The organism is Wolbachia endosymbiont (group E) of Neria commutata, from assembly GCF_964026735.1.
Taxonomy (GTDB): Bacteria; Pseudomonadota; Alphaproteobacteria; order Rickettsiales; family Anaplasmataceae; genus Wolbachia.
Map to the genome: position 1 here is coordinate 960264 of NZ_OZ034692.1, position 14864 is coordinate 975127.

At 35.4% G+C, this 14864-nt stretch carries 13 protein-coding genes; 2 read left to right on the top strand and 11 right to left on the bottom strand.

From position 1 onward, the window contains the following. Positions 1–101: 101 nt before the first annotated feature. The 5 genes from AAGD89_RS05080 to AAGD89_RS05100 all read right to left on the bottom strand — a co-directional run bounded on the left by AAGD89_RS05080 (position 102) and on the right by AAGD89_RS05100 (position 5481). A complete protein-coding gene (locus AAGD89_RS05080) occupies positions 102–1370 on the bottom strand; it encodes a DnaJ domain-containing protein (RefSeq protein WP_341808004.1) in 1269 nt (422 codons plus the stop codon). Between the two features lie 141 nt (positions 1371–1511). Further along, a complete protein-coding gene (locus AAGD89_RS05085; RefSeq protein ID WP_341808005.1) occupies positions 1512–2324 on the bottom strand; it encodes a 3'-5' exonuclease in 813 nt (270 codons plus the stop codon). Continuing rightward, complete coding sequence (era, locus tag AAGD89_RS05090; RefSeq protein ID WP_341808006.1) at positions 2317–3201, bottom strand: GTPase Era; 885 nt, start codon at positions 3199–3201, stop codon at positions 2317–2319. Before era ends, AAGD89_RS05085 begins: the two co-directional genes overlap by 8 nt. 238 nt (positions 3202–3439) lie before the next feature. Continuing rightward, entirely contained in the window at positions 3440–5092 is a 1653-nt protein-coding gene (gene groL, locus AAGD89_RS05095) for a chaperonin GroEL (protein ID WP_341808007.1), read from the bottom strand. Between the two features lie 98 nt (positions 5093–5190). Continuing rightward, positions 5191–5481: a co-chaperone GroES gene (locus AAGD89_RS05100; protein WP_341808008.1), complete on the bottom strand. Its 291-nt coding sequence runs from the start codon at positions 5479–5481 to the stop codon at positions 5191–5193. A 143-nt stretch (positions 5482–5624) separates the two neighbouring features. Here AAGD89_RS05100 and AAGD89_RS05105 point away from each other — a divergent pair, with 143 nt between their 5' ends. Next, positions 5625–6428, top strand: coding sequence for a folate-binding protein (locus tag AAGD89_RS05105; protein ID WP_341808009.1), 804 nt, complete (start codon positions 5625–5627; stop codon positions 6426–6428). Between the two features lie 32 nt (positions 6429–6460). Here the strand turns inward: AAGD89_RS05105 and AAGD89_RS05110 are convergent, their stop codons facing one another. Beyond that, the gene (locus AAGD89_RS05110) at positions 6461–7252 is read right to left on the bottom strand and encodes an NAD kinase (protein WP_341808010.1); all 792 of its coding nucleotides are present in this window, start codon (positions 7250–7252) and stop codon (positions 6461–6463) included. A 34-nt stretch (positions 7253–7286) separates the two neighbouring features. Further along, the gene (rpmE, locus tag AAGD89_RS05115) at positions 7287–7499 is read right to left on the bottom strand and encodes a 50S ribosomal protein L31 (RefSeq protein WP_341808011.1); all 213 of its coding nucleotides are present in this window, start codon (positions 7497–7499) and stop codon (positions 7287–7289) included. 121 nt (positions 7500–7620) lie between these two features. Between rpmE and fabD the strand changes: the two genes are divergently transcribed. Further along, on the top strand, positions 7621–8550 hold the full coding sequence (fabD, locus tag AAGD89_RS05120) for an ACP S-malonyltransferase (protein WP_341808012.1): 930 nt from the start codon (positions 7621–7623) through the stop codon (positions 8548–8550). On the opposite strand, the gene AAGD89_RS05125 is transcribed toward fabD, so the two are convergent. The 4 genes from AAGD89_RS05125 to ltrA form a co-directional block, all read right to left on the bottom strand. Then, the gene (locus tag AAGD89_RS05125) at positions 8534–11473 is read right to left on the bottom strand and encodes an FAD-dependent oxidoreductase (RefSeq protein ID WP_341808013.1); all 2940 of its coding nucleotides are present in this window, start codon (positions 11471–11473) and stop codon (positions 8534–8536) included. The genes fabD and AAGD89_RS05125 overlap by 17 nt on opposite strands. 73 nt (positions 11474–11546) lie before the next feature. Beyond that, on the bottom strand, positions 11547–11900 hold the full coding sequence (locus tag AAGD89_RS05130) for a hypothetical protein (RefSeq protein ID WP_341808014.1): 354 nt from the start codon (positions 11898–11900) through the stop codon (positions 11547–11549). Next, the gene (locus AAGD89_RS05135; RefSeq protein WP_341808015.1) at positions 11887–12912 is read right to left on the bottom strand and encodes a hypothetical protein; all 1026 of its coding nucleotides are present in this window, start codon (positions 12910–12912) and stop codon (positions 11887–11889) included. Before AAGD89_RS05135 ends, AAGD89_RS05130 begins: the two co-directional genes overlap by 14 nt. Positions 12913–13126: 214 nt before the next feature. Beyond that, the gene (gene ltrA / locus AAGD89_RS05140; protein ID WP_341807935.1) at positions 13127–14377 is read right to left on the bottom strand and encodes a group II intron reverse transcriptase/maturase; all 1251 of its coding nucleotides are present in this window, start codon (positions 14375–14377) and stop codon (positions 13127–13129) included. Positions 14378–14864 lie beyond the last annotated feature (487 nt).

Consider the following 14864-nt stretch of genomic DNA (forward strand, 5'->3'; position numbering starts at 1 on the left):
TTCTTTTCAATTTTATTCAATTGGTTAACAATAATCCATAAACTCAAAAACTTCAACAAACTTTAAAAGCATGCTCTCATTCATAGACCAACTTAGACAAGCTATGCAGTACCTTGTAGTTCATATTGTATTGCTTTAGGTTGTTCTGGTAGCTTATTGCTCACATCAGACAGGTCAGTATTTACTTCATCCAAATTCCTTTCAGCCATCTCTTTAGCTATATCTTTAAAACACATTCTAACAAGAGGCATAAAAATTAGTATTAATGGCAAACGTAGATCATACCACTCTAACAGGTCAGTTGCTTTTTGAACTTTATCTTTTGGATTTTCTTCCATTAAATCTTTTACATACTTCTCAGCATATATTTCACAACCCTTTCCAAAACTACTAAGAAAAATTTCAATCGATATTCCTATTCCTAAGAAAATACTGTAATAGAGATTTTCTGGAGTTGATCCGAAAGAAATAAAATCCATTGTTAGCAAACAAACGGACAGAGCGAATAAAGAATATTTAACAAATTCATTATAAAAATAAATATGCTTTACCTTACTTATATACTCCTCAACCAAGATTTTTTGATTTTTATACTGTGCATCATAATATCTCCTTACCCCATAAAGAATAGCAACATTTATTATATAACATGGCAATACCCACGATGATAAGTAACTAGCTACTGCAAGCACAGAGTATGTAGCTACTGAAAATGCATGCTTCATCATTGGATTTTGGGCTATACCGTGCAGCCAAAAATCTCTTGCCTCTATAATTTTTGATACTAATTTAACTTTATCTTCACGAATTATATCTGTGCTTTTCTCTAAAGCAAAAAATATGTCATGAGGAAATAGATACTTATATAATTTCCTGTGAGAGTTAGATACTGGACAGCTAAACTTATGTCCAGTTCCTTTACAGACTTCTTTAAGTCTCTCTAGTACATCCCTTGTCATAGACGAGTTGAACTTAAATAATAGTTCTTTATAACTCTTTCCTACTACATCCTTCTCATACATTTTTGATTCTTCAAAAAACTTTCTTCCGTAATGAAATTCCCTCGCTGTAACACGTTTATCACCATGTTCAATATCAACTGTAATATCAGACTTACCACACTCTAAAGATTTGATATAACCTCGTAATATAGGATATGCTTCATGAATTCTTTGTAGTTTTTCCGAATTTGGTTTTCTTCCCTTATCAGGATGATATGTAAGGATTAAATTACGATACCGTTTTCTTAAAAACTCAATGAGCCATTTGTAATTTGTACCTACAACTTGATCAGCCTCTATTTCCAGCGTTTTAAACAAACCTTCTGCTTTTTTAAACTCTTTTTCAGTAAGAGTAAATTGTTTGGTCATGTTTTACCTCTTTAGCCAGCTTCACTACATTAATGATACATTAATTACCGAATCCTTGCAAGAAAAAATAGGACTGCTTGTACAACTCCAGGGTGTATAGCTAAAAATCTTTATAAGATATATAAGAATATTAATAGAAGTTTATTGAATATAAAAATCTCTGCTACAAAGCTCTTCTTTCAACTTTTTTAAGTGTGCTTTTTTTTCACATTCTAAAAGCAATTCTTCCACACTTTTGTTATAGCTTTCTGTAGTAATTCTTCCCTGATGATGCATAAATTTCAAATAAATCAAATAAGTGTTAATCACATCTGTTTCGCAATAATCCCTAATTTCTTGTAACTTTCCACTATCGTATAAGCTCGTCACTTGCGATCCATCAACCCCGATTTTACCAGGCAAGTTAAATGCAGCACAAACCTCATTCATTTTTACTCTTGTAGAAGCTCCAAAATCAGAGAGAGTCTCGAGTAAATCACAATGCCAATCACTACTATATCTTTGATTATAGCTGTTCCACTTATCACCAGCTTTATGAAAATATTCCGCCTGAATGCCATGGACCATAGCACGATACTTCAGCACCGGTATATCAAAAGTGCGTCCATTGAAGGAAACTAACCTTGGTTTTTTTTCCGACATATAATTAAAAAACCCTTTCACTAGCTCTTTTTCACTGGAATTTAGTGCTCCTCCAGATCTAATTTCTTGTAGGGTAAATACTTCATATCCACTCTGATGCCTTATATTGCAGAGTAAAAAACTGATTGCTACAATTTGGTGGAAGGGCTGGCGTAAAAAAGAATTTTGCCCATTCGTTATTTCAAGGTGATACTTTGTTAATGCGTCCCTTTTTTCCTCTAAACTGCTGTTTTCATCAATATCCAGCAAATTCTTGCAGGAGCTTACATCAGGTATAGTTTCAATATCAAATACTAATAGGGAGTTAAGCATCACTTATATATTCCTCAGGGCGGTCAACCCAAGGCCGCACTTTTACAAACAAAAAAAGATGAACTTTGCACTCAAACATTTTTTCTAGCTCAGCACGCGCTTCAATGTTAATTTTTTTAATATTACTGCCATCTTTTCCTAGCACTATTTTTTTATGACTATCTTTTAATACAAATACTATCTGTTTTATAACTAAACTCTTATCTTTTTTTTCCTCAAATTGCTCAGTTATAACAGCTGTAGAATATGGCAATTCTTCACGCAAATTCAAGAATAATTTTTCTCTTGTAATCTCCGCTGATAAAAAATTTGTCGATGAGTCTGTTATCTGATCTTTTTCATAAAACCAAGGGCTTGCAGGTGCAATTTCAGAGAGGTAATTCATCAAATCAGAAAGTCCATCACTTTTTAGTGCTGATATTATAAAAATCTTTTCAAATTTATATAGTAAATTTAGATGTTCATATGCCATCTTTAATTCAGGTTTTTTCACCAAATCAATCTTGTTTATAACCAAAATACATCGTGCTTTTGTGCGCTGCAGTCGTGCAAATATTGTTTTGATTCTCTCTATGTCTTTCAAATAATTGCTTGCATCGATAAGCAATAAAGCAACATCATCACCCTTGATTGCTGACCATGCAGATTTTACTAAAGCTTTTTCAAGTTCAGTTTTTGCTGAAAAAATTCCCGGGGAGTCAGTAAAGACAATCTGCGCATTGTCCAGTATTGCAATGCCTCTCATCTGCGTTCTTGTTGTTTGCACTTTGGGAGTTACAATTGCAATCTTTTTGCCTACGATACTGTTAATTAATGTCGACTTGCCAGCATTTGGTAAACCAGCAATAGTAACGAATAAGCATTTTTGTTCTTTCACAAATGAAATTATAAATAAAACTGAATGCCAGTGTCAAGCTGCTTATATAACAAGAACAGAGCCTAGTTTTTTTGCAGTATATTTACAGCGCCCATTTTCTTAAATATCGCCATATTTTCAAATGATATATCTTTGGAGTTTACCCTACTTTTCTGGCTTTTCTATTGTTTTCTAATCCAGAATTGGGATAATGTGTAGGCAGGAGCAAGAAACTCACTTGCTCCAAAATTTCATCTATTTAGAATCCACCCATTCCGCCCATTCCGCCTCCTCCCATAGGAGAAGCATTGTCATCTTTGTTTGGAAGATTAACTATAATGGCTTCAGTGGTAATAAGCATAATTGCAATAGATAACGCTGTTTCAAAAGCAACACGTGCTACTTTTGCTGGATCGATTACACCAGATGCAAATGCATTGGCATAGTTCATAGCTTCAACGTTATAAATCAGCTCTTGATCATTTTGTTTTAATAAATGATCAACTACAACAGCAGATTCTAATCCTGCGTTCTCAACTATTTTTCTAATTGGAGCACTTAGAACTTTCTTGACAATGTTTATCCCTATTTGTTCTTCATCACTTCCACCCTTTAATTTTTCAAGAACAGATGAAGCATAAAGAAGCGCAACTCCACCACCTGGAACTATACCTTCTTCAATTGCAGCTCTAGTTGCATGCAGTGCATCCTCTACTCTGTCTCTGCGTTCTTTAACTTCCACTTCAGTTGCCCCGCCAACTTTGAGCACTGCAACGCCGCCTGATAATTTTGCTAAACGCTCTCTTAGTTTCTCTTTGTCATAATCAGAGGTTGAAATCTCAATTTGAGATTTGATTTGCTCGATTCTAGCTTTCACGTTTTTAGAATCACTATTTTCACTGACAACTGTAGTGTTATCTTTAGTGATTTTAACGTTTTTAGCAGTACCAAGATCTTCGAGCGTCAAATCTTCCATCTTGATTCCAAGTTCATCTTTTATGACGTACTTAGCGCCAGTCAAAGTTGCTATATCTTCGAGCATTTCTTTTCTTCTGTCACCAAAACCTGGCGCTTTTACAGCAGCAATTTTTAGACCACCACGCAATTTGTTAATAACCAAAGTGCTTAACGCTTCGCCTTCGATATCCTCTGCAATAATGAGTAGAGGTCTACCAGACTTGACAACCGCCTCAAGGATAGGAAGTAATGGTTGTATTATATTTAGTTTTTTCTCTGTGATTAAGAGATATGGACTGTCGAGTTCCACTATCATTTTTTCATTATTTGTAATAAAGTACGGAGAAAGATAACCACGATCAAACTGCATACCAGTAGTAAGCTCAACTTCTAACTCTTTTGAGCCTTTACTCTCTTCAACAGTAATCACACCTTCTTTTCCAACTTTTTTGACAGCCTCAGCAATACTATTACCTATATCTTTATCACCATTAGCAGAAATTGTAGCAATTTGCCCCAACTCATCTAACTTATCTAAAGACACTGTACGTGACATAGATTTTATTTGTTTCAATACTTCTTCTTTTGCCTTCAATATGCCATTTTTAATAGCAATTCTGTTAACACCAGCAGAAATAGGCCTATAAGCCTCTTCTACCATTTTACCAGCTAATATAGAGCATGTTGTTGTACCATCACCAACTTTGTCATTACACTCAGAGGTACTTTTAATAAATATACTCATAATAGCAGCAGATGTCGGATTTTCCGGATTTAGATTTTTTAACACATTGTTACCATCTTTTGTAATCTTTAATGGACCAAAAGACTGAGCAACTCCTACATTTTTACCTTTTGCTCCTAAAGTTATTCCTGCTATAAAAGAAAACTGCCCTGCATTTTCAATAACAGCATTGTCGAATTGTTTACCTGATATCACCATATTAGTAGTCATCTATATACCTCTTTTAATAAAAAATTAATAAAATTATAATAAAACTGTCTACAATGCACTTGTTGTGCTTTGTTTTAGTTTCGCAAAAATAAAATCCCTTACTTTATGATAGCAAGTATATCAGATTCTTTCATTATAATGAGTTTTTCATCATTGTGTTCTACTTCTGTTCCAGCCCACTGACGATAAAATACTTTATCACCAATTTTTACAGTCAAAGCTACACGCTCACCGTTTGAATTGCGTGAACCTTCACCAATAGCAATTACCTCACCTTGAGTAGGCTTTTTTTCTGCACTTGATGGAATCATAATTCCACCTTTTTTCTCTTCACTAATAGGCCTGATCAGCACGCTATCATCAAGCACATTTAAATTTACATTTGACATTTGTTTTTCCTCGTCAACAAATTAACTTATTATTTTATATATATACTTGTAAACTAGATTTCAAGGGCTGCAAAATGCTGGAAGACGAAAAGTAGCTTTAAAAAGTGCCTAATGTTATATTTAAATTTATTTATAAAAAATTTATGAGATACATACCGTTACTGAGTCGTGGTGTGATAGTGCTATATGGGCCAGACACAAAGGTCTTTTTGCAGGCTATTATAACAAATGATATTAATAAATTGAGCAATCAAAAGACTCTTTACTCTTTATTACTTAACCCTCAGGGGAAATATTTATACGATTTTTTTCTTGTTGAACATGGTAAATACATTTTCTTAGAGTGTGAAATGATGCACTTGCAACAAATAATTGAAAAACTGGATTTACTTAAAACTTATATGAAAGTAAAGATCAAAGATATTAGTTCATTATACAAGGTTGGGGTTTTACTTAATTCAAATTTAGATGAATGTAGCAATGAATCACAGATCATCTTTTCAGATCCAAGGCATGCAGCATTAGGAGTGAGAATAATACATAAAGACGAAATAAAAGAACCAATTGGGAATTTTGCTGAATATGAAACAATAAGAATTCAAAATCTTATTCCAGATGGAGCAAAAGATATGGTGCAAAATTCGTCATTTCCACTGCAATATTTAATCGACAGAGCAAATGGTATAAGTTTTAACAAGGGGTGTTATGTAGGTCAGGAAGTTGTCAATCGAATGAGGAGACAGGAAGTATTTAGAAGAAAACTTTATCTTGTTAGTGGAAATGATGTGCTTCCAGATATTGGCACTAAGATAGTGAATAATGATAATGAAGAAATAGGAGAGCTACGCTCCAGTGTAAATAATATTGGACTTGCTCTCCTTAGTACCGCAAAAGACCACGTAAATTTATGTGTCGATAAGGTTAGGATAGCTGTAGGTAGCACTTGAAAACACGCAGCCATATTTTCAAGCAAAGAAACTTAACACAAGAATTGCTTGTCAAAAATTCTTTCATCAAGAGAATAATCCTTATCAAAAAGCAGCGTGATTGTGTTTTCTTGGTCCTTTTGTATTTTTATCTGCGATATATCATGAAACTCTTTGTAATCTGAAACGACAATTACTGGACGGTTTTTTACGTCGTTAATGTCAATTTGCACTACCGTATCATTTGAAATTAGCGCCCCATTCCAGTGTCTAGGGTAATAACTATTGATAGATGTGAGTGAAAGTAAATTTGAATTGAGTGGTAATATTGGACCACCAGCGGAGAAATTATATGCAGTGCTGCCCGTGGGTGTGGAAAGTATTATCCCATCTCCCCTAAATTTTTCTACTTTTAGCTTGTTATTAATAGTGACATTCATTTCCACTATTTGATTCGTTTTCCTAAAAACGTATACCTCATTTACCGCTGTATAGTGATATTTATTGCCACTTGTGTCTATGGCTTCCATTTTTAATAAGGTTAACTGAGTTGAAATTGTATGCTCTATATGATCAATTAAATCTTCACTGCAGCTAAAACACTTATTCATTAAAAATCCAACATTACCTGTGTTTATGCCATACACATGCATGTTTTTATTCTCCATAACGTAATTATGTAAAGTACGCAGCATAAAGCCATCGCCACCGACAACTATTAGTAGATCAATTTCAGATTTATTTTCCTCTGCTATATCGATAAAGTTAAGCTCTCGTAGTATCTTAGATACTTTCTGTGATTTTGGTGATTCAGAAGCAATATAGCCTATATTTCTGTAATTCATGCTTCAGCAAGCTCTTTACAAAGTGAAGGAAAAATTAAAAAATGTCCCCATACTTATCGTTAAACCTAGCCATTCTGCTGGTTTTACTTGTTGAACCACTTGTCAAACTCCCAGTCCATGCAGGGTGATTATGAAGATCTCTTTCAGATTTCACTTCGGCACCTTCCTCTCCCCAGGTTGAACCAGTTTCAAACCGTTCACCATTTGTCTGAACTATGATAATTCTATGATAATTAACTCCTAACATTGCTAACGTGTAAATTGTTAATTTTTTATTGTACTTAATTTTGTCCATTTAGTCAAGCATTATTACAGAATGTTGACAGCAAATAAACAAAGTAATATATTTAATAAAAAATAAATAAATCATGATTTTCGCCTTCCCTGGTCAGGGCTCTCAGTTTGTCGGAATGGGGAAAAATTTATATAGTGAATTTTCTGTTGCTAAACAAGTATTTGATGAAGTAGATAGCATACTAAATAGAAAATTATCTAGTTTAATCTTCAACGGCCCTATTGAAGAATTAACGATCACAGAAAATGCCCAACCAGCTATAATGGCGGTGTCAATCGCGACGCTACGCGTTATGGAGCATCAGTTTGGTAAATCCCTTTTCTTGGGTCATAATATTAAATATGTTTGTGGGCATTCAGTTGGTGAATATACAGCGCTATGTGCCGCAGGAGCTTTAACACTTGAATCCACAGTAAAGCTACTAAAAGTTCGTAGCGAAGCAATGCACGAAGCCTCACTAAGGTGCAAAGGTGGTATGGTTGCATTGCTCGGAGCAGAGTTAAACGAAGTAGAAGACATATTAAAATCAGTTCAGATTGACGGAATTTGTGAGATTGCAAATGATAATGGTGGCGGACAAGTAGTTTTAAGCGGAACTATAGAGGCTCTTGAAATGTTACCTGATTTGCTTAAGGACTCGAGTATCAAGAAACTAATAAAATTACAGGTTAGTGGACCTTTTCATTCTTTCCTTATGAGACCTGCTGACGAAAAAGTTTTGGAATTTTTAGAGGGCGTTGAAATGATGCGCCCTACCCTTCCCTTGTTGTCAAATGTTACAGCTAAAGAAGAAAGCGATCCAAAAATCATAAAATCTTTGCTTGCTAAACAAATTGTAAGTAGAGTGAGATGGAGAGAGATGGTTTTACATATGGCAAGCCATGGCATCAACAAGTTTATTGAAATAGGTCCTAATAAAGTTTTATCCAATTTAGTCAAAAGAATTGATCAATCTATCAGCGTGAAAAATATAGATAACTTTGTTATTAATTGGTACTCGTAGGACTACCAGTTGGACCCATAAGGATTATTTGCTCATCTTCTTTTAGGTATCTACATAAATTAGTGGAACCACCAGTTTCGAGCACAATAGTGGAGATTATTCCTTTTTCTTTATCCACTTCAGTGCCTGTTACGGCTATACCTTCCATAGCAAATTTTGTATTATTAATTTTTCTGCTGTTAACTTCGAAATTTTGCAATCGAAAGAATTGCCCAGGCTTAAAATTTTTTGCTGCAAGTGGCGCTTTAATCACTATTTCTACCACTTTATCGGTTAAAAATTGCACTTTTATAACTTTTGCAGTGAATTGCTCTTCTATTTTGCTAAAAAACTCTTCGTTGGCTCGTGTTGGTTCATCTACTTGGATGGGAGAGTATTTTAAAAGTTGAGAAATAATAGGATAGCCGTTTTTTGCACTCGCCATAGCTTTCACAACACTGCCACTATATGAAGGATGTAAGTCGCCAAAAAAGCTGATTGCTTTATTGCCTTGCTTATATACTAATATTCTATCTTTATTCTCCATTTTAGGAGAGAAGATTTGATCTACCTCTTTTCCTAATGAATTAATTTGAGTAAAATATCCATTCTGTAATTTAAAGTACTCTTTATCTTCAGTCGCAATAACAGTATTTGGCTCGGTACCTACTGCTATGAAAATAGAACGCGCTTTTATACATTTTATTTCACCAGATTTACTGTCAACTAGCTTCAATGATTCGGTATGATTATATTGATCTGTCAAAATTTCAACTGGCTCTAAATTTTCGATAAAGTGAATTCCTTCTGATAACCCATTTTGTACCTCTTCACTATTTAATCGATAACTTGGTGAATCTTTTAACTTTTTTCTATATATAACTTTCACTCCTCCCCAGTTTTGCATTAACTCTAATATTTTCGATTCTTCCCCACTTTCTTTTGCAATCTTGGACTCTTCTCTAATTAATTTAGCATGTAATATAAACTCATTTGCAATTTCATGTTCTTCCTCCGTCCAATCTTTTTCAACATAGTTTTTCCCATGTTTGTCGACCAGCATTTCATACCTATGGAGAAATTTTTCTACTTGAATTGGATAATACGCTAAAGCTTCAGTAGCAGTGTCAATTGCAGTGAGTCCTGCTCCTATTACAACTATCGGCATACGCACTTGCAGGTTTACTATGGAATCAAATTTAAGAGCACCTGTCAGCTGCAGAGACATCAAAAAATCAGATGCCATTCGCACTCCACGAGCTAGCATATTCTTTATTTTTATCATTTTAGGTTTACCAGAGCCAAGCGCCAAGGCGATATGATTGAAACCCAAATTGAAGCTATCTTTTACGGTAATTGTACCACCAAAACGAATGCCGCCATAAATTGTAAAATTTTCACGTCTTTCTAGCAATAGTCTGATAATTTTTAAGTAATTCTTATCCCATCTGGAGGTAATTCCATATTCTGCTACTCCACCAAATCCACCAGCCGTTCGTTCACTTAACTTTTCATACTGAAAGCTTTTAATTGGCTGAAAATCATCAATCAAAGGCTCAATTTTCAGTCCATCAATCGCAATAACATTATGTCCATCATTTAATAAGTGATGGACCAAATTAAAACCTGCAGGGCCTTGTCCCACAACTAGCACATTCTTTCCAGTATTTTCTTTTGGCAATGGGCACTGAAAATTTAGAGGGTTCCACCGGCTGAGAAGAGAATATATTTCAAATCCATATGGTAAACTGAGCACGTCATCCAAAGTTCTAGTTTCAATCATTGGCACATTCACAGGTTCTTGTTTTTGATATATGCACGAATTCATGCAATCATTGCATATCCTATGTCCCGTAGCTGCACATAACGGGTTATCTATCATCACAATTGCAAGGCTTGCTATGCTGTACCCTTCACTTTTCACCATATTCATTTCTGATATTTTTTGCTCCAGTGGGCACCCGTGCAGTTCAACTTTAAGTGGGGATTTTTTAAAAGTTTTGTCATTGTTCAATGGACTTTCTACACATCCCTCTGTCATCTGAGTAGCTTGACTACTCAGATCCACACTTCTTTCTTTTCCAGATTCCAGCGTTACGTGCTGGAATGACACCGACGTATCTAACAATCCTTTTGAACAGCTATCTTTGTTTTGTTTATGACAGAATATGCAGTAGTGAACGTTATCTAGTGCTTTTTCCAAACTAGGTTTTTCACTTGTTAGGTCAAAGCCATATCGTCTTTTTATTTCATTTGAGCACAATACTTCAACTTCACCAATTTCTTTTCTGGAAAGCGGTATTAAGTTTTCGTGGTCAATTTTTTTGTGTGTACTAAACAGTATTGATGTCATTCCAGCGCGTGACGCTGGAATCCAGCTATTTTGTTTCTGGATCCCAGTGTCAAGCACTGGGATGACAGAGGAATTTTCATTTTTAACTCTCCACGCTGCATATTGCGCTGCAAGTTCTACTTCTTCTTTGTGATTTTCTTTGTCCTCAAACCAATGCATAACCTGTTCAGCAAATTTTTGCTCTGTTACCGGTAAAGTGAAAAAATGATTTAGTCTCTCGGTAATGTAATCAATATTTATGCTTGCCACATCAGCATATTTCTTCAATGCATAGCGCTGAACAAATAATCTTTTGCATTTATATACTGCAGCAAAGTCACTATGTCTTTTCTTTAATTCTTCTACTTCTTCTTCGATGTTGAAAAGTTTTGCAACGAATCCATCAAGTAAATATGAGAGATCTATTATTAACTGAGATCCCAGTGTCAAGCACTGGGATGACACCGAAAAGGGAGCTGCCCTTGCTGCAACTAATGAATGGAATAAATTTTCATCACATGATTTAATATAGTTCAAAAATATTTCGTCTAATTTTATTAACCCGTCACGGGCATATAGATCTAAAAATGCGATGTTAAAATTTAGCTGCATTAGAGCATTATACAATAGATCGTCTGCAGGACCATTATTTTAGTAGCAGCAAAGTTTTGGTGTTTTATGAAAACTATAAATCAAGCATTGCACCTATTTCTGGTTTAGAAGTCTTAACTTCATTCTTTTGTGTTTTTGGCCCTCTATCTTGATCTTTCTTCAATTCATCGACTTTAGCGCTAAGTGCTTTGATTTGGCCAGGAGTTAGATTCTTTAATTGCTTAGCTAGAGGTTGTAATTCAGCACTATTCTTACCCTCCAATTTCGAAGTGTCTAAATTATAAGAGTCTTTTGCGAATTTATGGAAGTCTTGTCTAAATCCTTCGTTTTTTCCAGTATCTTTAAGTTCAGCAACTTTTTTTAATAAATCTTTCACACTTTCTTGTTTATCTCCAGGAATTTGTGACAAGAGTTTAGTATTTGCCATCGAATGAGCATAATGCTGAACTTGTTGCAGGTGTTTGTAATTTTTGTTCTCTATGGGCTTTATCTTGTTCTGCCTCATCAACTCTTGTCTCAACTTGCGCTCTAATCTCTTTATTAGCTTCGCTCATTATTAATTTAAATTTGCCTAATTTTTCTTTAAATTTATCATCATCAGCCTTAGCGAGTGTACTATCTCCTTTTTCCTTCAGTACTTTTAAATCCTTTAATGTTAATGCAACTTCTTCATTTTCTTCACCTTTTACGGTAATTCTCTTGCCATCACTGTTTTTTATTTGTTCTTCTAAGGCCTTAAACCCATCCTCATTCAAAAAATATTTCTTTATAAAAACCGCATCATCTGGAAGTAGATTATCCGTTGCTTTATCGTATCCTGCTTGAACGTAATCATGTTCAAGCTCTGCTAAATAACTTACCGCATTTGATGATCTGAAAGGTAACTTATCAATGAGGTTTTTAAGTAAATGCGTTACTTTTTTTCCTGCATATTTAGTTGCATTTCCTATACCTTTTGATATCGCCTCTCTTTTATATACAGCAAAACAAATAAGAGCTATTGCTGCTAACACTCCTATGCCTATACCAATAAATGGTGCTGCAACCGCCAGTCCAGCACCTATAGCAAGTGTTTTACCAAGGCTATTAACTTTTTGTATCACAGTTGGATCTTTACTAAGTTCTTCAATGAGTTGTTTTTGTTCGTTTGGATTTGCTTGTAAATATTCGTCTGTAGCTTTTAGAAATTCTGGATTTTGTCTCAACAATTCAATTGTCTGTTTTTTAGAAAATTTCACTTTTCCTGTAGTCTGATTGTGACTATTGAGCTTTTGCAAATCTGGGCTTTGTAAAAGCAGATCTGAGACTACTCGATCCAAACCTACACCTTTATTCCTTTTAGCAAGATTCACTATAGCTGTAGCAAATCTTTCCCTAGCAAATCTTTCATTATTGCCTGTCTTTGTTGCACCAGTACTTCCTGCGCCACCTTGTACCATCTTCAACTCCATTCATTGTAAATATGCTTAATTATATATAATAATTGTTAATTATATTATAATTAATATGAAATATATAATTTCTTATCTGCTTAGCAGAGTGGGAAGAAGTAAGTAGTAAGTAACCGTTTACATCGGGAGAGTAGACCGGTGGAACTTCCCCACCAGTCTCTCGCAGAACTGTGCATGAACCTCGCGACTCACACAGCTCCCATTATTCAGTCTTTTGCCCTAAACCAAGTGTCCAGTGGTAAAAAGTATTTGGCTCTTCTTTCCTCATTTTTCCTAGAAGTTGCCTTGCTAGTCTTCCATGATTTCGAAGCTTCTTATACTTTCTTCTGACCCACTTTTCTAGGTGCCGCTCTATGTTTCTCAGAGGTTTGTATATCTCTTTCCTGTAAAACCTGCCATAGTACTGATACCAGCCTCTGACTATTGGATTTACTATCTTTGATATTTCCTCTGATGTTTTGTGTGTATTTCGTAGTATTTTCCATGACCTTATGGTTGTAGTAATATTTTTCTTGGCCTTGTTGCTAATCGCAGGAAGAAATGAAACAAAATGCTTTCCTATTTTATTTCTTGCTAACCTGGGTCTAAATGTATAACCCAGAAAATCAAAACTTTGTTTAGGAAATTCACTTTTCCTATTGTCATCCTTGCAGTACACAATTTGTGTCTTTTCAGGATGTAATTTTAGCTTATACTCAGCCAATCTTTCTTCTATTGCTACCCTCATAAATTCTGCCTGCCTACTACTCTTGCAGTGCACTATCGCATCATCTACATACCTCTCAAATGCTATTGTTGGGCACTTTCGTCTCATCCACTCATCAAATACATGATGCATAAATATGTTTGAGATCAGCGGGCTTGTTGAACCTCCTTGCGGAACTCCTTTTTCCCTAACTACCTTACCGCCATCTGCTTGCTGAATTGGAGCTTTTATCCATCTTTCAACATACAGTATGACCCATTTGCAGTCTGTGTGCCTTTTGATAGCTTGCAATGCCAACTCGTGGTCCAAATTGTCGAAAAATCCTGCTATATCAAGATCTATCGTCCAATCGTACCACCAGCATCTTTTCCTCGCAGTTCCTACCGCATCCAGTGCAGATTTGTTTGGTCTATAACCATATGAATCTTCATGAAACTTCGGTTCTACTAACGGTTCTAGATACATTGTAGCTGCTGTCTGCGCTATCCTGTCCGATACTGAAGGAACACATAAAATTCTTTGTCCCCCTCCCGTACCTTTTGGTATTGCTACAGCTTTTACAGGCTCTGGAAAATAACTTCCAGATGACATCCGATTCCATAGTTTATAGAGATTATCTTTTAGATCTTCCTCAAACTTTGTTATCGAAACCTCATCTACACCAGCAGCACCCTTGTTTTTGGACACTTGTTTATAAGCTCTCCTAATAAGTTGCTTCGGTATATCAAAAGACTTTGTTTTATTCATTTACTCCTCCCTTTCGGTTGACAAATAACTAAAACTGAATAACTCAGCCCCTTCGCTCCATTCCCATTACAGAAACTTCTTCACTACTACGAGCTGATCCGCCCCTGTTTTCCGTATCGGTACTCTCACCCTTGGAGTTTAGCTCCTTGGATTTCTCCCTTATCATCGAAACGACAGGTTCCCGTAGTTCCACACAATAGCCTGAAATAGATTCATGCCACCTCTATGCCGGACGCCATCTACCCAGTAAACAAGTTCCTGATAGACTTATCCCAGGTTAATCAAGACCCCCTGGTTTTGACGCCACCTAATTGTTTTCGACACTTCATCAGTGGTTCACTTTCGTTCATCTTTCTATTCCATACATGACGCATAATTACGCCTTTTCCATAATGCTCACTACCTTGGCTCTTTACCAAAGCAGCTTATGGTTGTTTGAAGCCTGCTCTTGTAAACCGGCTTCGAGGGGCCCACCCTCATCTATTGC